The organism is Streptomyces sp. B21-083 (assembly GCF_036898825.1).
In the GTDB taxonomy this organism is placed as follows: domain Bacteria; phylum Actinomycetota; class Actinomycetes; order Streptomycetales; family Streptomycetaceae; genus Streptomyces.
The window spans coordinates 860,496-879,966 of record NZ_JARUND010000002.1; the positions used below are offsets into that span (position 1 = coordinate 860,496).

The 19,471-nt window shown below is 67.7% G+C and carries 18 protein-coding genes and 3 pseudogenes; 10 read left to right on the top strand and 11 right to left on the bottom strand.

What is annotated here, in order from left to right:
* Positions 1-16: 16 nt before the first annotated feature.
* The 5 genes from ctaD to fdxA all read right to left on the bottom strand — a co-directional run bounded on the left by ctaD (position 17) and on the right by fdxA (position 3,746).
* Entirely contained in the window at positions 17-1,735 is a 1,719-nt protein-coding gene (ctaD, locus tag QA861_RS27870) for an aa3-type cytochrome oxidase subunit I (protein WP_334591351.1), read from the bottom strand.
* Between the two features lie 142 nt (positions 1,736-1,877).
* On the bottom strand, positions 1,878-2,306 hold the full coding sequence (locus QA861_RS27875; RefSeq protein ID WP_334591352.1) for a hypothetical protein: 429 nt from the start codon (positions 2,304-2,306) through the stop codon (positions 1,878-1,880).
* A gap of 48 nt (positions 2,307-2,354) precedes the next feature.
* Positions 2,355-2,723, bottom strand: a complete 369-nt coding sequence (locus tag QA861_RS27880; protein WP_334591353.1) for a cupin domain-containing protein — start codon at positions 2,721-2,723, stop codon at positions 2,355-2,357.
* 15 nt (positions 2,724-2,738) lie between these two features.
* Positions 2,739-3,122 carry a helix-turn-helix domain-containing protein gene (locus QA861_RS27885; protein WP_334591354.1) on the bottom strand — a complete coding sequence of 128 codons (384 nt, stop codon included), beginning with the start codon at positions 3,120-3,122 and terminating at the stop codon, positions 2,739-2,741.
* A gap of 294 nt (positions 3,123-3,416) precedes the next feature.
* Positions 3,417-3,746, bottom strand: a complete 330-nt coding sequence (gene fdxA / locus QA861_RS27890; protein ID WP_334591355.1) for a ferredoxin — start codon at positions 3,744-3,746, stop codon at positions 3,417-3,419.
* Between the two features lie 34 nt (positions 3,747-3,780).
* Here fdxA and glpK point away from each other — a divergent pair.
* A pseudogene (gene glpK, locus QA861_RS27895) lies at positions 3,781-5,130 on the top strand (glycerol kinase GlpK); the annotation flags it as partial.
* 663 nt (positions 5,131-5,793) lie between these two features.
* Here the strand turns inward: glpK and QA861_RS47175 are convergent.
* Positions 5,794-6,855, bottom strand: a pseudogene (locus QA861_RS47175) (IS630 family transposase).
* A gap of 240 nt (positions 6,856-7,095) precedes the next feature.
* Complete coding sequence (locus QA861_RS27915) at positions 7,096-8,139, bottom strand: IS630 family transposase (protein WP_334591359.1); 1,044 nt, start codon at positions 8,137-8,139, stop codon at positions 7,096-7,098.
* A gap of 269 nt (positions 8,140-8,408) precedes the next feature.
* Here QA861_RS27915 and QA861_RS27920 point away from each other — a divergent pair, with 269 nt between their 5' ends.
* On the top strand, positions 8,409-9,545 hold the full coding sequence (locus QA861_RS27920) for a glutathione-independent formaldehyde dehydrogenase (RefSeq protein WP_334591360.1): 1,137 nt from the start codon (positions 8,409-8,411) through the stop codon (positions 9,543-9,545).
* Here the strand turns inward: QA861_RS27920 and tal are convergent.
* Positions 9,505-10,608: pseudogene (gene tal / locus QA861_RS27925) on the bottom strand (transaldolase); the annotation flags it as partial. The gene QA861_RS27920 and the pseudogene tal sit on opposite strands and share 41 nt — an antisense overlap.
* Before the next feature lie 288 nt (positions 10,609-10,896).
* Here tal and folE point away from each other — a divergent pair.
* The 6 genes from folE (at position 10,897) to QA861_RS27955 (ending at position 15,395) form a co-directional block, all read left to right on the top strand.
* On the top strand, positions 10,897-11,607 hold the full coding sequence (gene folE / locus QA861_RS27930; RefSeq protein ID WP_334591361.1) for a GTP cyclohydrolase I: 711 nt from the start codon (positions 10,897-10,899) through the stop codon (positions 11,605-11,607).
* A 40-nt stretch (positions 11,608-11,647) separates the two neighbouring features.
* The gene (locus QA861_RS27935) at positions 11,648-12,487 is read left to right on the top strand and encodes a RibD family protein (RefSeq protein ID WP_334591362.1); all 840 of its coding nucleotides are present in this window, start codon (positions 11,648-11,650) and stop codon (positions 12,485-12,487) included.
* Positions 12,488-12,696: 209 nt separating this feature from the next.
* Positions 12,697-12,981: a hypothetical protein gene (locus QA861_RS27940; protein ID WP_334591363.1), complete on the top strand. Its 285-nt coding sequence runs from the start codon at positions 12,697-12,699 to the stop codon at positions 12,979-12,981.
* A 127-nt stretch (positions 12,982-13,108) separates the two neighbouring features.
* On the top strand, positions 13,109-13,630 hold the full coding sequence (locus QA861_RS27945) for a DUF2231 domain-containing protein (protein ID WP_334591364.1): 522 nt from the start codon (positions 13,109-13,111) through the stop codon (positions 13,628-13,630).
* A gap of 520 nt (positions 13,631-14,150) precedes the next feature.
* Positions 14,151-14,999, top strand: coding sequence for an IS5 family transposase (locus QA861_RS27950; RefSeq protein WP_334591365.1), 849 nt, complete (start codon positions 14,151-14,153; stop codon positions 14,997-14,999).
* An 87-nt stretch (positions 15,000-15,086) separates the two neighbouring features.
* Positions 15,087-15,395, top strand: a complete 309-nt coding sequence (locus tag QA861_RS27955) for a hypothetical protein (protein WP_334591366.1) — start codon at positions 15,087-15,089, stop codon at positions 15,393-15,395.
* A 70-nt stretch (positions 15,396-15,465) separates the two neighbouring features.
* Here QA861_RS27955 and QA861_RS27960 read toward each other — a convergent pair whose 3' ends face one another.
* Entirely contained in the window at positions 15,466-16,269 is an 804-nt protein-coding gene (locus QA861_RS27960; RefSeq protein ID WP_443041594.1) for a uracil-DNA glycosylase, read from the bottom strand.
* 173 nt (positions 16,270-16,442) lie between these two features.
* Between QA861_RS27960 and QA861_RS27965 the strand changes: the two genes are divergently transcribed.
* A complete protein-coding gene (locus QA861_RS27965; protein ID WP_334591368.1) occupies positions 16,443-16,805 on the top strand; it encodes a DUF488 domain-containing protein in 363 nt (120 codons plus the stop codon).
* A 288-nt stretch (positions 16,806-17,093) separates the two neighbouring features.
* Positions 17,094-17,504: an STAS domain-containing protein gene (locus QA861_RS27970; RefSeq protein ID WP_334591369.1), complete on the top strand. Its 411-nt coding sequence runs from the start codon at positions 17,094-17,096 to the stop codon at positions 17,502-17,504.
* Positions 17,505-17,664: 160 nt separating this feature from the next.
* Here QA861_RS27970 and QA861_RS27975 read toward each other — a convergent pair whose 3' ends face one another.
* Together QA861_RS27975 and QA861_RS27980 are read right to left on the bottom strand one after the other, a co-directional pair.
* The gene (locus QA861_RS27975) at positions 17,665-18,975 is read right to left on the bottom strand and encodes a dihydrolipoamide acetyltransferase family protein (RefSeq protein ID WP_334591370.1); all 1,311 of its coding nucleotides are present in this window, start codon (positions 18,973-18,975) and stop codon (positions 17,665-17,667) included.
* A gap of 12 nt (positions 18,976-18,987) precedes the next feature.
* Positions 18,988-19,437 (bottom strand): transketolase C-terminal domain-containing protein, encoded by a 450-nt coding sequence (locus tag QA861_RS27980; RefSeq protein WP_334591371.1) that lies wholly within the window; start codon positions 19,435-19,437, stop codon positions 18,988-18,990.
* Positions 19,438-19,471: the final 34 nt, after the last annotated feature.

Consider the following 19,471-nt stretch of genomic DNA (forward strand, 5'->3'; position numbering starts at 1 on the left):
CCGTTCACGGCGGCCGTCACCGGCCATGATCATCCGGTGCCCCGTTCTGCCGCGGGTGGGCATCGGACTCGGCGAGCCGGGGTGCCGCAGCGATGTCTGGGTGGTTCAGGTCGAAAGCGGGAGACTCGGAACGGATGCGGGGAAGGGTGAGGAAGTTGTGCCGCGGGGGCGGGCAGGATGTCGCCCACTCCAGCGATCGGCCGTACCCCCACGGGTCGTCAATCTCCACTTCTCGTCCGTACTTTGCCGTTTTCCAGACGTTGTACAGAAACGGAAGCGTGGAGATGCCCAGCAGGAAGGCGCCGATCGTGGAAATCGTGTTGAGCGCGGTGAAACCGTCGGCAGCCAGGTAGTCGGCATAGCGGCGGGGCATGCCTTCCGCGCCCAGCCAGTGCTGGACGAGGAAGGTCGAGTGGAAGCCGACGAACAGCGTCCAGAAATGGATCTTCCCGAGACGCTCGTCGAGCATTTTGCCGGTGAACTTCGGCCACCAGAAATAGAAGCCGGAGAACATCGCAAACACCACCGTACCGAAGACAACGTAGTGGAAGTGAGCCACGACGAAGTACGAGTCGGTGACGTGGAAGTCCAGTGGCGGGGAGGCAAGAATGACGCCTGTCAGTCCGCCGAAGAGGAAGGTGACCAGAAAGCCGAGGGCCCACAGCATGGGTGTCTCGAAGCTGAGACTCCCCTTCCACATCGTGCCGGTCCAGTTGAAGAACTTCACCCCGGTCGGCACCGCGATCAGATACGACATGAAAGCGAAGAACGGCAGCAGGACACCACCGGTGGCGAACATGTGGTGGGCCCACACAGTGATCGACAGGCCGGCGATCGCGATCGTCGCACCGATCAACCCCAGGTAGCCGAACATCGGCTTGCGGGCGAAGACCGGAATGACTTCGGAAACGACGCCGAAGAAGGGCAGCGCGATGATGTACACCTCTGGATGACCGAAGAACCAGAACAGGTGCTGCCACAGCAGCGCCCCGCCGTTGACTGCATCGAAGACCTGGGCACCGAACTTCCGGTCCGCCTCCAGGACAAGCAGCGCGGCCGCCAGCACGGGAAAGGCGATCAGTACCAGCACACCCGTGAGCAGCACGTTCCAGGTGAAGATCGGCATGCGGAACATGGTCATCCCCGGCGCACGCATGCAGATGATGGTGGTGATGAAGTTGACCGAGCCAAGGATCGTCCCGAAGCCGGACAACGCCAGCCCCATGATCCACATATCGGCGCCGATACCTGGAGAGCGCACCGCACTGTTCAACGGTGCGTAGGCGAACCAGCCGAAGTCGGCGGCTCCCTGCGGGGTGAGGAAGCCCCCCACAGCGATCAGCGAGCCCAGCAGGTACAGCCAGTAGGCCAGGATGTTCAACCGCGGGAACGCCACGTCCGGCGCACCGATCTGCAGCGGCATGATCCAGTTTGCAAAACCGGCGAACAACGGCGTCGCGAACATCAGCAGCATGATCGTACCGTGCATCGTGAACGCCTGGTTGAATTGCTCGTTCGACATGACCTGCAGCCCCGGACGGGCCAGCTCGGCGCGCATCAGCAGCGCCATGACACCACCGATGAGGAAGAAGACGAACGAGGTCGTGATGTACAGCGTTCCGATTCTCTTGTGATCCGTGGTGGTCGCCCAGCTGACCACGAAGTTGCCGCCTTTGGGCTGGGCGCCGAATCGGGTTACGGCCGCCGCTTTTCCGGCGTCGGGTGTCGCACTCATTGCCGCTCTCCTCGGATCGTGGAACCACTTACCGGGTGACCTACAGGGGCGCCGGCCCGAGTTTATTGGCATAGCCTCCGCGGCGGCGCGTCAACGTGTCCAGAGCCTGCTGATTCAGCCGTATATCAGGGGCGCTGACGGATCATTTGGCGAGGACGCTGATGCCGAGGGCGATCAGGACAACGACCTTGGCGATCTCGGCGGTCACGTACTGCAGATGGCCGCGGGAACGCGGGAGTTCCTCGCCGGCGAGTATCCGGTCCGATCGCCGATTGAGCCGTGGACGGATCACGGCCAGTTGCCCCACGAGCAGGACTGCCACCATCACGGTCAGCACGGTGACCACGGCGGGTGCGCTTCCCACGACGACCGCAAGGATCACCACGCCGGCCAGTGCGGCCTCCGCGAGATTCAGGGCCTGGAAGACGAGCCGGCCGATACCCAGCCCGATAGGGATCGTCACCCCGGGAGCGCGGAACTTCAACGGCGCCTCCAGGAAGGAGATCGCCAGCACCATTCCAAGCCATACAAAGACCGCCGGGCCGGCTACGGCGGCTGACGTGGTGTTCATCGATGCACTGCCTTCTCCTCCGGATCAGGATCGCTGCGAGGACGGGGGTCAGACGACAGGCCAGGACGCCAGCCGGCCGGCGAACTCGGGTGGTGAGGCCACCACTATGAGGGATGCCGGCTCCGCGCCGGGGTTGTTGAGGCTGACACGCTCTCCGGTGGCGATGTGCGCCGTGGAACCGGCGGACAGAGTCCGGTTCTTGCCCTCCTGGCACAGCTCGACCGTCCCCGACAGGGGAATCAGCACAATCTCCGAGGCGCCGTGGTCATGTTCGAGCATGCTGCCGCCTGCGGGCAGTTCCACGTGGACGACTGCCAGCCGGTCGGAGGTGTCGGCGCTGGTGAGCGCTTCCGCGATCGGTCCGTCCGGAAGGGGAGCGCGGCGGCGGGTGCCTGTCCCGATTTCGGCGATGTGCATGTGGTCCTCCTCGGTTCAGCGGGATGTGGCGGAGGCGGGTTGCGCGGGTGCCAGATGGGCGAGGCAGGAGTCCGGTTCGGCGAACGGTTCCAGCCGTGCCGCCTCAATCGGCGCACGCAGCTCAGCCAACGCCCCTTGCATCAGTCCCAGATGCACGGAGCAGACGAGCTGCCCGTACTCCTGGGCCAGTTCGAGGAAGGGGCAGTGCCGCAACCGGATCCGCGCCGGATCGTCACTATGGTCGGCGTGTTCCGGTTCGGGCGAGAAGCCGAGATCGTCCAGCAGGGCGACGAGGCGGTCCGTCGACTCCTCGGCCGCCGGGCGGTGGAAGGGCGGCACCGGGTCGATCAGGAAGCGGCCCCACGCAACGGCCGGCCTCGGTAGCGGCGTTGCGGGCACCGGGTCCAGATGCCAGGTGGCTGAGCAGGATCTGGGCCAGCAGCCGGTAGCTTCGGGCGCCCCCGCGGTCCATCCCCAACTGCGGGGCGTAGACAGTACGAGGCCGTCCGGGGCCTGCGGGTGCTTCGAGTTGCCGCTCGATGATTCCTTCGGCGACCAGGGCGATGGAAACGTACGGTGTTGGGGTGGACACCGATCCGCTCGGCGATTTCCGTCACACCCACGGGCGTCCCGGCGGTGCGCAGCTCTTCCAGCACCTCGCGGCGGCGAGGGCTCTTCGGGGCGGCAGGCACGTCAGCTCGCCCCCTGCGCCTGTGGCGGGAGCGCCACGATCAGCGGGTGGTCGCGCTCGATGAGGCCCAGCTTGGCCGCGCCCCCGGGTGAGCCGAGTACGTCGAAGAACTCGACGTTCGCCTTGTAGTAGTCCTGCCACTCATCCGGCACGTCGTCCTCGTAGAAGATCGCCTCGATCGGGCAGACCGGCTCACACGCCCCGCAGTCGACGCACTCATCGGGGTGGATGTACAGCGACCGCTGCCCCTCGTAGATGCAGTCGACGGGACACTCCTCGATGCACGCCTTGTCCTTCACGTCCACACATGGCTGCGCGATCACGTACGTCACGGTCCGCTCCCTTCAAGCGCCACACGGCCGCGCTACGGTGATCCAGAGCGCCCTGCGAAGCGGAGGGCTGTCCGCCGCCGACCTGAAAGCGATCGGCATCACCAACCAGCGTGAGACGACCGTGGTCTGGGACCCGCGCACCGGCCGCCCCTACTACAACGCCATCGTCTGGCAGGACACCCGCACCGACAGCATCGCCGCCGCCCTCGAACGCGACGGCCATGGCGAGACCATCCGTCACAAGGCCGGCTTGCCACCGGCCACCTACTTCTCCGGCGGCAAGATCAAATGGCTGCTGGAGAACGTGGACGGCCTGCGCGAGGCCGCAGAAGCGGGGCATGCCCTGTTCGGCAACACGGACGCGTGGGTGCTGTGGAACCTCACCGGCGGCCCCAACGGGGGTGTGCACGCCACCGACGTCACCAATGCCAGCCGCACCATGCTGATGAATCTGGAGACACTGGACTGGGACGACGAACTGCTGGGAATCTTCAACATCCCGCGCGCGATGCTGCCGGCGATCCACCCCTCGTCCGATCCTGAGGCGTTCGGCCAGGCCCGCACGTCCCGGCCGTTGAACGCCGCCGTCCCGATTGCCGGTGTCCTCGGCGACCAGCAGGCGGCGACCGTAGGTCAGGTCTGCTTCGCCCCTGGTGAAGCCAAGAACACCTACGGCACCGGCAACTTCCTGGTCCTCAACACCGGTACGGAGCTGGTGCGTTCGCAGCACGGTCTGCTGACGACAGTGGCGTACCAGTTCGCGGGCAGCCCCGCCATCTACGCGCTGGAGGGGTCCATCGCCGTCACCGGCGCGGCCGTGCAGTGGCTGCGTGACCAGATGAAGGTGATCGGGACCGCCGCGGAGAGTGAGCAACTGGCCCGCTCGGTGGACGACAACGGCGGCATGTACTTTGTCCCGGCCTTCTCCGGTCTGTTCGCCCCGTACTGGCGCTCCGACGCTCGTGGCGCGATGGTCGGTCTCGCCCGCTACAACACCAATGGGCACTTGGCCCGGGCCACGCTGGAGGCCATCTGTTACCAGAGCCGCGACGTGGTCGACGCCATGGAGCAGGACTCAGGCGTGCACTTGGACGTACTCAAGGTTGACGGTGGTGTGACCGCGAACGACCTGTGCATGCAGATCCAAGCTGACGTGCTGGGCGTGCCCGTCAGCCGACCGGTGGTCGCTGAGACCACGGCGCTGGGCGCCGCCTACGCGGCCGGGCTCGCCACCGGCTTCTGGCGCGATACCGACGAACTGCGCTCCCACTGGCAGGAGTCGAAGCGCTGGAGCCCGGAGTGGAGCGAGGAGCAGCGCCAGGACGGCTATGAGGGCTGGAAACGTGCCGTGGAGCGCACCCTGGACTGGGTCAAGGTCACCTGATGACCGGCACCTGCTCCCTCGATGGGCATCTCCTCTCGGTCAGAGACCGGGAGTAGCGGCCTCATCGACTTCGCGCTGGACCCCGTCGAAGGGGATGGAGATGACCGGCGACCGATTCCAACTTGGTCGCGACGGCTGTGCCCGCGCCACGTCCGGAGTCCCGCGGGACGTACAGGTCCCGGTCCACCGCGGTGTGCACGCGCCGACCGGGGTATAGGAGGTAGCCAGCAACCTGGGAGATCTCGATTCGGACGAGTTGCCGATGTCCCGACGCCGGTCGCCGAACGCTACGGATACCGTTCTTCACGTGCCAATGGTCTCGTTGACCACCAGCACCGGATGGTCGTCGTGCGCGTGCTCCATAATGTAGTCACGCACGTCATCGCGTACCCAGTCCGCGTCGCAATTGGCCCGGCCCAGCAGGCCCCTGCCTGCCGTCGGGGGCCCTCACTCGACGGTCATCCAGGGGTTCTTGCGCGACAGATCCCGCAGTCGAGCGCCAATGTTGCCATGCGGCACCAGCTACCCCGGAGATCACTGTTGTCGGCGCCTCCGGCGTCCGCTGGCCGGCGGAGGGCCTCCACCAGCGCCCGGCGTGGAGTGGGGGCATTCGCCATTGATGCGGAGCTACTCAGGTTGAACTCGTAGTGTCGGGCTGAGTGGTCACCAGGGTTCGATGATCAATCCGGTTCCGGTGAGGCAGCCGTCGATCAGGTGGGGCCTGAACTGGATCTTCTTCAGCTTGCGCTTGACGATGCGGACGAGTCCCTTGAGGTCGGTGGCCACGAAGTTGGCGATGGCGCGCTTGAGGAGCGACCACACGCCTTCGGCTGGGTTCAACTCCGGTGCGTAGGACGGCATCTGAAAGATCCGTAACCAGTCCTTGTGCTCCTCGGCGAAGGCGGTGAGTTCCATGGCGAGGTGGACGTTGAGGTTGTCCCAGCACCACACGAGCGGGGCGTTCAACCGCTGATGTGCGGTGACGATCAGGTCGCGGTACTCGTGCCAGGCGAACGTCTTCGGCTCGCCCTTGCGGCCGTGGTAGACGTGCAGCCGGTAGAAGAAGTGCGGGCGGTCCCCGGGCCGGAAGCAGACCACGCCGGCGATATTGACCCGGCCGCTTCCCCGGCCCCGCACCCGCACCACCGGCCGCGCTCCGCGCGGCGCCCAGGTCCGGCCTTTCGGCGGCCTCAGCCCCGGGCCCGCCTCGTCCTCGAAGCAGATATAGGCGCCCAGGTCCGCCGCGGTCCTTTTAACCGCGGCCACACCTCGTCCTTCCACATCTCGATGGCCTCCTCGTCACGCTCGATCGCGTGGCGCACCGGAACCTGGCACGACCAGCCGTGCCGCTTCAGCAGCTTGGCCACCCCCTGGACCGTGTAGCCCTTGTGGAACAGCCTGCCGATCAGGGTCTTGATCCGGCCCAGCGTCCACCGCTGGTCATCGGTGAAACCGTGGGCCAGAGGCCCCCGCTTCAGCTCCGCCTCCAGCCGGTCCCACCGACAGCCGCTCACGGGACACCGGCCCCTTCGACCTCAACGCCACAGCCCCGCCTTCGCGCCAGACCTTGCGCCACCGCCACACCGTGCGCTCCGTGACCCGCAGATCAGCCGCGATCACCGTGACCTCATCACCACGCGCAAACCGCTCGGCCGCCTCCAGCCTCAACCGTTCCCGCTTCTCCTGCTCGACGGGCGAATACCCGCCCCTCTGCGCGTACCGCATGAACCCGTCGTACCGCAGGGATCACGAACCGTCACCACCCCACAGGCTTTACGAGTTCAACCTGAGTATGGGCGTGGCAGGAGATATCAGCGGTCAGCGATGTCCTCGCGGAGGCCGTCGGAGAATTCCCACCACGACAGAGGAAGCCAGTCGCCGTTGACGAAGGCGTCGACAGTCGCGCCTCGACCACGGACAGTCACAGTCGTCCCTGGCGGATATTGATCCGAAACTCAAATGGTTCTATTCGAGGGTGTAGCGGACGTGTGGGCCGCCGAAGTAGCCGCGGACGATGTGTGGCTGGCGTTGGCGTCGGTAGAAGAACCGGCGGGTCTCGGCTGCGAGTTGGGCCTGGTCGCGGGCCCGGCTGTGCATGGGCAGGCTGCGCTTGAGGTCGGCGTTGACCAGTTCGTCGGGGTTCAGTTCCGGCGAGTACGCGGGCAGGAAATGCAGTTCGATCCGGTCGGGGTGGTCGGCGAGCCAGGCGCGGACCCTGCGGGAGCGGTGGGCGGAGTGGCCGTCCACGACGAGGTGCACTTTGTGGGTGAAGTGGCCTGCGAGCCTGTCCAGGAAGCGGCACATGACGTCGGCGTCGAAGGTCTCCGTGAAGACCATGAAGTGCATGCGGCCCTTGGTGCTGATCGCGGACATCGCGTTCACCGAGAAGCGGTTGCCCGAGCGGCGGACGATCGGGGTGCACCCTTTGGCGCCCCAGGTGCGGCCGGTGACCTGGTCGGAGCGGATGCCGACCTGGTCGGCGAAGAGGACCTCGCCGCCCTCGGCCTTCGCCTTCGCGCGGATCGCCGGCCACGTCTCCTCCCGCCAGACGCGTACCGCCTCCGGGTTCTGCTCGACGGCCCGCTTGTCCGGACGCTGGAACGACAGGCCCCACCGGCGCAGGTACTTGCCCACGCCCTGCTCGGTCAGCCGCACCCGGTACAGCTTCGAGATCAGATCCCCCACACCAGCACGTGTCCACAGCTGCCCCGCCAGCCCCAGGTCACAGGGCCGGTGATCCAGCACGGCCTGCCGGATCGCCTGCTGCTCGACCACGTCGAGAACTTGGTGTTCGCCGACCCGGCGTCCTCGCGGCTGGGCTTCGAGCGCTTCGCGCCCGCCGGCCAGCCATTTCGCCCACCAGTTGTCCACCGCCTTGAGCGAGACCTGGAAGACCGCCGCGACGTCTTCACGGCCACGGCCCGCCACCAGCGCAGCCACCGCCCGCAGCCGAAGTGCCTCCTGCGCCGACGGCGACAACTGCCGTGCGTCCCCCACCAGTTCACTCACACAAGGATCAACGACCCAGAACACCTTCCGTTTCGGATCAATAGGTGGTGCCGGACAGACCTGGCACGGGGACAAGCAAGGTTCCCAACCGTTGTGCTGACACTTCCCGCCCTCCTCTCCATTACGTGGTGCGGCGCGGAGCAATTTGTGCATCACGAGATTACCGAGTTGCCCGGTTGCGTTGGCTGGAGAAGCATGAGAGATGGGTCACGCGGGAAAGCGAGCGAGAGCGTGGCCGGCATGTACATCGTCGATCAGAGGTGGCAGCCATGAAGGCCGTCGTTTACAAGGGACCGTTCACCGTTGCGGTCGAAGATGTTGAAAAGCCCAGCATCCAGCACCCGAACGATGTGATCGTACGGGTCACCTCCACCGCGATATGCGGCTCCGATCTGCACATGTACGAGGGCCGCACCTCTGCGGAGCCCGGCATCGTCTTCGGCCACGAGAACATGGGAATCATTGAGGACGTCGGCCAGGGCGTCACCACGCTCAAGGGGGGCGACCGCGTGGTCATGCCCTTCAACGTCGCCTGCGGGTTCTGCATGAACTGCGTCGAGGGATTCACCGGATTCTGCATCACTGTCAATCCCGGTTTCGCGGGCGGCGCTTACGGCTATGTGGCCATGGGGCCTTGGAAGGGCGGCCAGGCCGAATACGTGCGCGTTCCATACGCTGACTTCAACTGCCTGAAGCTGCCTCAGGGAAACGAGCACGAAAGCGATTTCGTCCTGCTCGCCGACATCTTTCCCACTGGCTACCACGGTTGTGAACTCGCGCAGGTGCGACCTGGCGAGAGTGTCGCGGTGTACGGGGCAGGGCCAGTTGGGCTCATGGCCGCTTACTCGGCCCTGCTGCGCGGCGCGAGGAAGGTGTTCGTCGTGGACCGGGTCCCCGAGCGCCTGCAAAAGGCCGAGGAGATCGGCGCAATACCGGTCAACTTCGCCGAGGGTGACCCAGTCAAGCAGATCGAGGAGCAGAGGACCGAGGGCATCGGCACGGACAAGGGCGTGGACGCCGTCGGCTACCAGGCGACGGCGCAAGGGACTGACAACGAGGAACCGGCGACCGTGCTGAACTCGCTCGTCCGCACCGTCCGACCTACCGGAGCGCTCGGCGTGCCCGGGCTCTATGTCCCGTCCGACCCTGGAGGTCCGGACGAGCAGGCCAAGCAAGGCATGCTCCTCGTCGCGATCGGCAGGCTCTTCGAGAAGGGCCTGCGGATGGGTACGGGCCAGTGCAACGTGAAGCGCTACAACCGGTTCCTGCGAGACATGATCATCGAGGGCAGGGCGAAGCCCAGCTTCGTCGTCTCCCACGAACTGCCCCTGGATCAGGCATCTTCGGCCTACGACAAGTTCGACAAGCGGATCGAGGGCTACACGAAGGTGGTACTGCACCCGTAGCCCTGCGTACCTGATTTCTGCTGCCGCTGACCGGCTGCATCGGGTCCTCCAGCACCTGGATGACATCGCCGTAGTCGACACCGGCGTCGGCGAGGTCCTCCGGCACCTGGTGCGCCTCGCCGTAGGTGTCGCGGATGTGGCCGGCTGGCAGCACGCCGTGGTCGGCGAACGCACTGAGGGTGGCCTCCGGCATGATGTTGACCACGTCCGGTGCGACCAGGTCGACGACGTACCGGGTGTCCTCGTACGCGGGATCCTTCACGCCCGTGGACGCCCACAGCAGCCGCTGCGGCCGGGCACCGGCCTCTTCCAGCCACTGCCACCGGTCGGTGGCGAGCATGTGCTCATAGGCGATGCGGGCGTTGGCGATGGCGGCGCGCCCACGCAGCACGGCCGCCTTCTCGCCGCCCGTCCGGTCGAGCCGCCGGTCGATCTCTGTATCCACCCGGGAGACGAAGAACGAGGCGACCGACGCCATGCCGGACAGGTCGTGCCCAGCGTCCCGGGCGCGTTCCATCCCGGTCAGGAACGCCTCCGTCACCGCGTCGTAGCGCTCCAGTGAGAACAGCAGCGTGACGTTGATGCTGATGCCCTCGGCCAGACAGGCGCTGATCGCCTCCAGGCCCTGCTTGGCCGCAGGGATCTTCACGAACAGGTTCGGCCGGTCCACCAGCCACCACAGCGCCCGGGCCTCGGCGACCGTGCGCGCGGTGTCGTGCGCGAGCCGCGGGTCGACCTCGATCGAGACCCGCCCGTCCACACCCCCGCTGGCGTCGTACGCCGGCCGCAGCACGTCACAGGCCCAGCGCACGTCGAACGTGGTCAGCGCGCGCAGCGCCTCCTCCACACCGACCCCGCGCAACGACAGATCCGTGATCTGCTCGTCGTAGCAGTCGCTGTGCTCGATGGCCCTGGCGAAGATCGTCGGATTGGTCGTCACACCGACGACGTGCCGGTCCGCGACCAGCCTGGCCAGGCTGCCGTCGACGAGACGCTGCCGGCTCAGATCGTCCAACCAGACCGAAACCCCGGACTCGGACAGCTGAGCGAGCGTATCGGTCACCGTATGCCTCCTCCGCCCGGCACGGGCGTCACGAACCGCAAAAGACTCCTCGGCTCAAGACTCACCCAGCACGCGCCCGGCCGCAGGTCGACGTGCGGCGGGCACACACCGATCAAAGGCACACCCGCGGCGAGGCCGCCCCAGAGTGCACCAGCATCGCGGTGACTGCATGCTCAAGACGTCGAAGGTACAGCCGGTGCACGGACGGCCGGTTCGAGACCGGCCGCGAGGAGCAGGCCCGGGCCCAGGCGGCTGCGGCGAACAGACGTCCACAGGAAGTGATGACAGGTGAGTAATCAACAGCAGCCACCGAGTCAGGCGCCGAAAGTCGGCGGCCTGGCCGGCGACGGCCTCGGATACGACAGTGAAGAATGGGCCGCCGTCCGCCCCCGGCGCATCACCCCCGAGCAGTGGCAGCAGTACGAGGGCTACATGCAGGAGATCTTCACAGCCCTGGGCATGCCGATCGGATCCCCCTCCACTGCCGACACCCCGCGCCGCTTCCTCCGCGCGCTTTTCGAGGCGACCAGCGGATACGAGGGCGACGAGAAGCTGGTCACCGCATTCCCGACCGAATGCCACGGCGGCCCCGACTGCCGCATCAGCCAGGTGGTGGAGGGCCCGATCCCGTTCTTCGCCCTCTGCGAGCACCACAGCCTGCCATTCTTCGGCACCGCCTACGTCGGCTACGTCGCCCACGAGCACATCCTCGGCCTGTCCAAACTGACCCGGCTGGTACGGCTGTTCGCCCGCCGCTTCTCGGTCCAGGAGCGCATCGGCCAGCAACTCGCCGACGCGCTGGTACGCATCCTTGAGCCGCACGGCGTCGCCGTGCACCTGGAGGCCGTGCACCTGTGCACCCAGATGCGCGGGGTCCGCGAAATCGAGTCCAGCACCCGCACCACCTACTGGCGCGGCACCTACGACACCGAGGACCAGCTGAGAATGGAGTTCTTCAACCTGTGCGGCTCCAGGAGCACCGGCCGTGGCTGGACCTGATACCGCCCCGACGGCTCCCGTGCCCCACACCGAGCCGCTGGTGCGATTGTACGAGGACCCCGCGGCGCCCCGCTGGAGCCTGCCACCGGCGCTGGCCGCACTGTACGGAGGCGACCTCGGCTACCCCGAACCGTGCCTGTACGCCAACTTCGTCGCCTCGCTCGACGGAGTGGTGGCGCTCGGCCCGGAATACCCGGCATCCGGTTCCACGATCAGCGGACGCGAACCCGCCGACCGGTTCGTCATGGGGCTGCTGCGGGCCTGCGCCGACGCCGTCCTCATCGGAGCGGGCACGCTGCGCGCCTCACCCCGCCACCGGTGGACGCCCGAGCATGTCTACCCGGCCGCAGCAGCAGACTTCGCCCTCCTCCGCCGGCAGCGGCGCCGTGCCGCCGAGCCGGAGCTGGTCGTCGTCACGGCGAGCGGCATCCTGCCCGCCGAGCACCCCGCCCTGCAGGCGGGCGCACTCATCGCCACCACCACCGCCGGGGCCAGCCGCCTCGCCGGACGCCTCCCGCCGACCTGCACCATCCTTCCCCTCGGCGACGGCCCGGCACTGCACATCCCGCAGGTCCTCGACACCATCCGCGCCCGCGGACACACCACGATCCTCTCCGAGGCAGGCCCGCGCCTGGTCGGGCAACTCGTTGGCGACGGCATCCTGAACGAGCTGTTCCTGACCCTGTCCCCCGTGCTCGCCGGCCGCGCAGACACCACCCGCCACGGCCTGATCGCCGGACTCGAACTCCTCCCGGCCCGGCACGAGACAGCCGACCTGATCAGCGCCCGGCAGCACGCGTCCTACCTGTTCCTGCGCTACCGACTGCCCGGACGCCGCCCCTCGGCCGGCCACAGCGACCACCAAGTGCCGCCACGTTGAAGAGAGGCAGCCCAGAATCGACCGAGCGGCCCTTCTGGCCCGCTCACCGGAGCGCAGCCGCACCGGCACTGATCAAACAGGATCTCCGGCAAGCGCCCCCAGAGCTCATCCGGAACACGCCGAAGCCGCCAGCGGCATCCGGGGCAGACCAAAGTCCTCATGGTGAGCCACGCCGTGATACTCGACCGCATCACGGGTAGTCGGTGGTCATGTCCGAATTCCAGATCGAGCCGATGGGAGATCACGACTATCTGGTGCGCACCCGGTACAGCGGTGATGTGATCGAGTCCCGGTTCCAGGCCAGTCCGGTCGTTGTCGATCAGGTCGGCGCGGCAGAGGCCGACGAGCAGCGGATCATCGAGGAAACCGCCCTCTACCTCGCCGAACGGCAGCCGGTCATCGATCTTCCTCCGATGGTCGACCTCGACGATGTCGCAGCCGCCTACGGTGACCACTACATCGATGAGCTGAGCCGCCGCCTCAAGGGTCCCTGACGCGCCGCGCAGCACACCCAACCTGTTGACGTCCGTCACCGCGTCGGGGGCGGGTTGCGGATCCCACCGGCAGAGAGACCCTGAGAAGAGCGATCGAACGCCCAGACGGAGCGCACCTGGAGGCTTCATGTACAGCAAAGCCACGGTCGCCGGTCACCCCATCCACCCCATGCTGATCGGCTTCCCGGTCGCCTGCTACACCGGAACCCTGGTGGGCTTCGCCGTGTACGCGGCCACCCGCGACCAGTTCTGGCTCAACCTGGCGATCGCACTGAACGTCGTGGGCGTCGGCAGCGCGCTGCTCGCCGCGCTCCCCGGGTTCGTCGACTGGGCCTTCGGGATCCCGCGCGGCTCGGCGGCCAAAACCGTCGGTCTGGCCCACGCCGGCCTTAACGTGACCGCACTCGCGCTGTTCGCCATCAGCCTGGGAACGTACGCCACCCACTGGAACGGCCCGGCCACCGGGACCACCCTCGGCCTCGCCCTCACCTCGGCCGGCGTCCTGTGCACCCTCGCCGCCGGCTTCCTCGGCTGGATGCTGGTGCAGGACTACCACATCGGCATCCGCCTCACCCCCACGCAGGAACTCGACGAACTCGATGTGCAGAACGTGCACCGGATCGGCACCCACAAGCGTCACGCCGCCTGACCCACCTCCTGTGGCGTTGCCCGGCGGCCCGGGCCCCGGCTCTCACCCGTCGTGGAAGCACGAAGATGCCACCGGATACGGGGCTGCCAGGCAGGGGACTTTGCCGAGGCCCCCAGGCAGAGCGCGCCTTGCGGCGGGTTCCCCATCGTCGGCGCGATGGTCGCTGTCGACTACCGCAATCGACGCCCTTGCCGCCGTCACCGCCTGCCTCGTCAGCCGTGTGATAAACTGGGCGCTGACCGCCCGCTGCACCGGCGCCAAACCCACACAGACGACGGGCCGTCACGCTACGTTGCCTTGGCTTGTCCTCGGGGTAAGGCGCGCCGGCAGTGGCCAATTGCTGCGGCTGTGGTATGTGCTCGATCGACGGCACTACGGCCCGGTCGGTTGGTATGCGGCCCCTACCTCGGCGTCTGAGTGGGCGGTTCGTGAGTTTTTGAGATGGTCTGCTGTCGCCTGATCGTGTGGCTGCGGGGCGGACTTTGCCGGTTCGCGGTGGGTGATCTGGTGATGTGACCGGGTGAGTGAACGCAAGCCGTACCCGAGTGACTTATCGGACGAGCAGTGGTCGTTGATCGAGCCGGTGATCACCGCGTGGAAGGACCGGCACCGCTCGGTCAGCGGCCATCAGGGCGCCTACGACATGCGGGAGATCGTCAACTCGATCCTCTACCAGGGGCGGACCGGTTGCCAGTGGGCCTATCTCCCGCACGACCTGCCGCCGAAGAGCGCAACGTACTACTACTTCGCGGCCTGGCGGGACGACGGGACCGACCAGGTCATCCATGAACTCCTGCGCTGCCAGGTCCGGGAGAGGGCCCGACGATTAGAGGACCCGACCCTGGTGGTCCTGGACACCCAGAGTGTCCACGTGGCCGCCGGGGTCCCCGCCTCCACAAGTGGCCACGATCCGGCCAAGCGGGTGCCCGGCCGCAAGCGGGGCCTTGCCGTGGACGTCCTCGGCCTGGTCATCGCAGTCGTCGTCCTCGCCGCGAACACCCACGACAACGCCGCGGGCATCAGCCTGCTGGACCAGGTCGCCGAGCACGCCGGCGGAACCGTCCGCAAAGCCCTGGTCGACCAGGGCTTCAAGAATCAGGTCGTCGCGCACGGCGCCGCCCTGGGAATCGACGTCGAGATCGTCGCACGCGACCCGCAGGTCAAAGGGTTCGTGCCGCAGCCGAAGCGGTGGAGGGTCGAGCAGACCTACGGGATCCTGATCCTGCACCGGCGCCTGGTCCGCGACTACGAGCACCACCCCTCCTCCTCCGCCTCCCGCGTCTACTGGGCGATGACCCACGTCATGACCCGGCGCCTCACCGGCGCGAACACTCCCACCTGGCGCGAAGCGCAGGCGGTGACAGCGTGATCATCCAGACCCCTGCTCGACGCCCTGGGCCTCCAGGAAGACGCCGCCCGGGCCCTGGCCGACGACCTCCGCGAACAGATTGACGCCTTGCAGACCAGGCTGCGGGAGGCCGAGACCCATCTGGAGCGCCTCGCGATCACCCGCACAACCGTCACCGGCCTCGCCGACCGGCTCCCGGCCCACACACCCGACCTGCCCGAGCACCCGGACTACCCCCGCATCCTCACCGTGTTCAACGACGCGACCGGACCGCTACGGGCCAGGGACGTCTGCGAAATCCTCGGGCACGAACTGCTGCCGAAAAACGTCGAAGGCACTCGCGCCAAGCTGAAACGCCTCGTCAAACTCGGGATCCTCACCGAGCCCGACCCCGGCAACTTCGCCAGGAAGCCCTAACTGATGAAACCTCCACCAGCGACCTTGCTCAGCCTCAACCAGAAACAGACATCACCTTACGAACCGCCCACTAAGGAGGGGAGGGAGCCTGCGGATGCTGCTGCTCCCGTGGCAGCCCGGCGATCATGGCACCCCGGTGCAGCACGTCGCGGAGCATGGCGGGGGTCAGGGTCCGGGTGGACATGTTGCGCTGGCTGGGGTGGTATCCGCCGATCAGGTGCATCTGCCGTTCGCCGCCTGCGTCGGTGAGGAGGGCTTCGGCTCCGTGGCCAAAGGCCGGACGGGGGCGGGGCAGCTGCCAGCCTGCGCTCGTCAGCACGGGCAGCAGTGCCTGCCAGGCGAAGCCGCCGAGGACCACGACGGCTTTCAGGGTCGGTCGCAGGAGTTCCAGTTCGCGGGCGAGCCACGGGCGGCAGGTGTCACGCTCGGCAGTGGTGGGGCGGTTGTCGGGCGGCGCGCAGTGCACGGGCACCGTGATCCGCACCCCGTACAGTTCCATGCCGTCACCGCGGTGGGTGGCGGTCGGCTGGGAGGCCAGGCCGAGGTCGTACAGGGCGGCGTACAGCACGTCGCCGGACGGGTCACCGGTGAAGATCCGCCCGGTGCGGTTGCCGCCGTGGGCGGCCGGAGCCAGACCGACGATGGCCAGCGCCGCGTCCGGCGGGCCGAGGCCGGGCACCGGCCTCGCCCAGTAATCCCACTCCCTGTATGCCCGGCGCTTGACCTGGGCGACCTCTTCCCGCCAGGCCACCAGGCGCGGGCAGGCCCGGCAGGTGGCCACGGCGGCGTCCAGCCTGCTCACGTCATGTATCCGTGGCGCGGTCGCGGCCGGGAAGTGCTGTGTCTCCGGAGTGGCAGGGCCGGTTTCGCGCACACCGTTCTCCTCTGCTGCGGGCTGGGGGTGCGAGTGCCGGCCGCAGGTTTCCGGCCTGCTCACCCACTCGGCGATAAAATTGGTGAGCCGAACACATCCGCGCCCGCAGGTGACCTCACTGCTGTCCACCGGGCCCGGGCCGGGAGTGGCCGATCGATCTGAAGGGTGCCGTCATGGCCGAACAGATCACCTACCGCCGAGTCTATGAGGAGACCTCGCCCGAGGACGGCAAGCGGGTGCTCGTCGACCGGGTCTGGCCGCGGGGCATGCGCAAAGAGGACGCGCACCTGGACGAGTGGCTGCGTGACGTCGCCCCGACAAGCGAACTGCGCAAGTGGTACAGGCATGAGCCCAGCCGCTTCACGGAATTCCGTAGCCGCTACCTGGCAGAACTGCGCGATGCCGGGCACCGCGAGGCGGCCGAGCATCTGCGTGACCTGGCGGCGCACGACAAGCTCATGCTGCTGACCGCCACCAAGGACGTGGACCACAGCCAGGCCGCTGTCCTGGCCGAATGGCTGACCAAGAAGCGGTGACAAACACACGAGGTCCGCACGGACGACGAGCGGCGGATTTTGATCGTCGACGGCGGGTGCGGCGCAGTTCACGTCGTGCGGTGCTACGTCGTCGGCGTGGCCTGCGCGGGCGCGTCCCAATCACCGTCGACCATACCGGCTCGCTCTCTGACAGACCGCGGCCGAGTCCGGGTCGGTCGATTCCGCCATCGAGGACCTCGGGGTGCTGGTCCACCGGCGCCGCGCGGACGAGTCCAGTCCCACGTGTGGCGCCATGCTGGGGATCCTGCGCCCGAGATGTGAGGAGGGATGATGGTGCGAACGAACATCATCCGCGAGGAGCGCATGACGGTCAGTTACGACGTGGTGAACGGCTGGACGGTTGTTGAGATCGATGGCGAAGTCGACGCCCACGCCTCCCCCTTGGCCCGTGAAGCAGTGATCAAGCTGGTCGACGACGGGCACCGCCACTTCGTCCTGGATTTGAGCTTCGTATCCTTCATGGACTCGATGGGGCTGGGCGTGGTCGTGGCGGTCACGAAACGCATCCGTGAACACGAAGGCTCACTGCGGATAGCGGCCGCCTCTGGCCGGATCGTCAGGGTCTTCGACATCAGTGGCCTGCGTAACCTTTACGAGATCCACCCCTCACCAGAGGAGGCAACGCGCCAGGCTCCCTCGCTCGACAGCCTGGCGCACTGGCCCCACCCGTCAAGCTGAGGAACGCTCACGGGAACACCGTCGTCCAACTCGCCCGGCTTGAAGCGGCGCATCCCGGCTTGAGGCATGGCGTCGGTGAGGAATGGCGAGAGGTACGGCAATCGTGGCGGGTCAACTGTGCTGCCCGGCCGCGCAGTAGAGCGAGGTCACGGTTGTCCTCCTACACGACGATGCGCATCGGTTGTTCGAGCAGTGCCTTGAGGTCGGTGAGGAAGACGGCGCCTGTGGCCCCGTCGACGGCCCGGTGGTCGATGGCCAGGGTCAGGGCCATCACCGTGCCGGCGGCGAGTTCGCCGTCGCGGACGACGGGTTCGGGGTGGGCGGCCCCGACGGCGAGGATGGCTGCCTGCGGGGGGTTGATGACGGCGGTGAAGTGGTCGATGCCGTAGGGGCCGAGGTTGCTGATGGTGAAGGTGCCGTCGGCGAGATTGTCGAGGCTGAGGTGCCCGGCGCGGGCCTTGTCGGCGAGCGTGCGGGCTTCGCGGGCGATCTCGGTGAGGGTCTTGCGGTCGGCGTCGTGGATGACGGGGACGGTCAGCCCGTCGTCGAGGGCGACGGCGATGCCGATGTGGATCCGGTGGTGGTGCAGGATGCGGGTCTCGTCCCAGGAGGCGTTCATCTCCGGGTGGGTGCGCAGTGCGGTGGCGCATGCCTTGATGATCAGGTCGTTCACGCTCACGCGGGGGCCATGCTCGCCGATGCGCGCTTTGAGGTCGGTGCGGAAGGCGAGCAGCGGCTCCGCGTCGACCATGGCGGTGAGGTAGAAGTGCGGTGCCTGTTGTGCGCTTTGGGTCAAGCGCTGGGCGGTCAGGCGGCGCACCGTGCTGAGCGGGACCACCTCGGTGTCCTCGGTGTCCTCGGCGGTCGCGGAAGGCCGCATGGTGGGTTGTTCCCGCTCGGCTGGAGCCGGTTGCGCAGGGGCCGGGGCGGGGCCCGCAGGGGCTTGCTTCGGGGCGATGGCCTTCTCCACGTCGGCGCGGACGATCCGGCCGCCGGGGCCGCTGCCGGTGATGCTGTCGATGTCGATGCCGTGTTCACCGGCGATGCGCCGCGCCAGCGGGGAGGTCGGAACTCTGCGCGGTTCTGCTGGGGAGGGCGGGGAACTCATCGCGGCTGACGGAGCCGGTGCGGCCGGTGTGGGGGCTTCGGACGTCGGCTCCGGTTGGGTGGGCTGTGCTGCTTCGGCCGGAGGTGTGGCGGGCTGCTCGGGCGCGGGCGGCCGCATGGTCGTGGCGGACTGGTCGCCGATGACCGCGACCGCTGTGCCGATCGGCACCGTGCTGCCCTCGGGGACGAGCAGGCGGGTCAAGGGGCCCTCGTCGTAGGCTTCGAGGTCCATGAGGGCCTTGTCGGTTTCGATCTCGGCGATGACGTCGCCCTTGTGGATCTGGTCGCCCTCTTCCTTGAGCCACCGGGCGAGCGTGCCCTCCTCCATGGTGTCGGACAGGCGGGGCATGAGGATCTCGTGCATGCGGGGTGTCTCCTAACCGCGTCCGGACGGCTGAGGGCTGGGCGTGAAACTGGTGGCGTCGAGTACCTCGCGGACCACCCGCGTGAGGGCGGCGGCATCCGGCAGGGCGGCGCGTTCCAGAGGCTTGGCGTACGGGAGGGGGACCTCGGCGGCGGCGACGCGCCGGACGGGGGCATCGAGGTGGTCGAAGGCCCCTTCCTGGATGGTGGCGGCGATCTCCGCTCCGATGCCGTAGCTGAGCCAGTCGTCCTCCAGCACGACGGCGCGGCCGGTCCGGCGGACCGAAGCGCACACGGTGGCCCGGTCCAGCGGGCGCAGGCTGCGCAGGTCGACCACCTCCGCGGAGATTCCCTCCTCTTCCAGGCGGCGGGCGACGTCGAGGGCGATGACGGCGGCGCGGGAGTAGGCGACGATCGTCACGTCGCGGCCCTGCTTGGTGACGGCGGCAGTGCCGATCGGCACGGGGGATGTGGGCGTAGAAGACCTCCAGGTTCTG

What these genes read in the sequence shown, in the direction of transcription:
- ctaD (WP_334591351.1), bottom strand. Translation starts at nt 1,735, where the DNA reads ATGAGTGCGACACCCGACGCCGGAAAAGCGGCGGCCGTAACCCGATTC.
- QA861_RS27875 (WP_334591352.1), bottom strand. Translation starts at nt 2,306, where the DNA reads ATGAACACCACGTCAGCCGCCGTAGCCGGCCCGGCGGTCTTTGTATGG.
- QA861_RS27880 (WP_334591353.1), bottom strand. Translation starts at nt 2,723, where the DNA reads ATGCACATCGCCGAAATCGGGACAGGCACCCGCCGCCGCGCTCCCCTT.
- QA861_RS27920 (WP_334591360.1), top strand. Translation starts at nt 8,409, where the DNA reads ATGAAGGCCGTCGTTTACAAGGGACCGTTCACCGTTGCGGTCGAAGAT.
- QA861_RS27940 (WP_334591363.1), top strand. Translation starts at nt 12,697, where the DNA reads ATGTCCGAATTCCAGATCGAGCCGATGGGAGATCACGACTATCTGGTG.
- QA861_RS27945 (WP_334591364.1), top strand. Translation starts at nt 13,109, where the DNA reads ATGTACAGCAAAGCCACGGTCGCCGGTCACCCCATCCACCCCATGCTG.
- QA861_RS27965 (WP_334591368.1), top strand. Translation starts at nt 16,443, where the DNA reads ATGGCCGAACAGATCACCTACCGCCGAGTCTATGAGGAGACCTCGCCC.
- QA861_RS27970 (WP_334591369.1), top strand. Translation starts at nt 17,094, where the DNA reads ATGATGGTGCGAACGAACATCATCCGCGAGGAGCGCATGACGGTCAGT.
- QA861_RS27975 (WP_334591370.1), bottom strand. Translation starts at nt 18,975, where the DNA reads ATGCACGAGATCCTCATGCCCCGCCTGTCCGACACCATGGAGGAGGGC.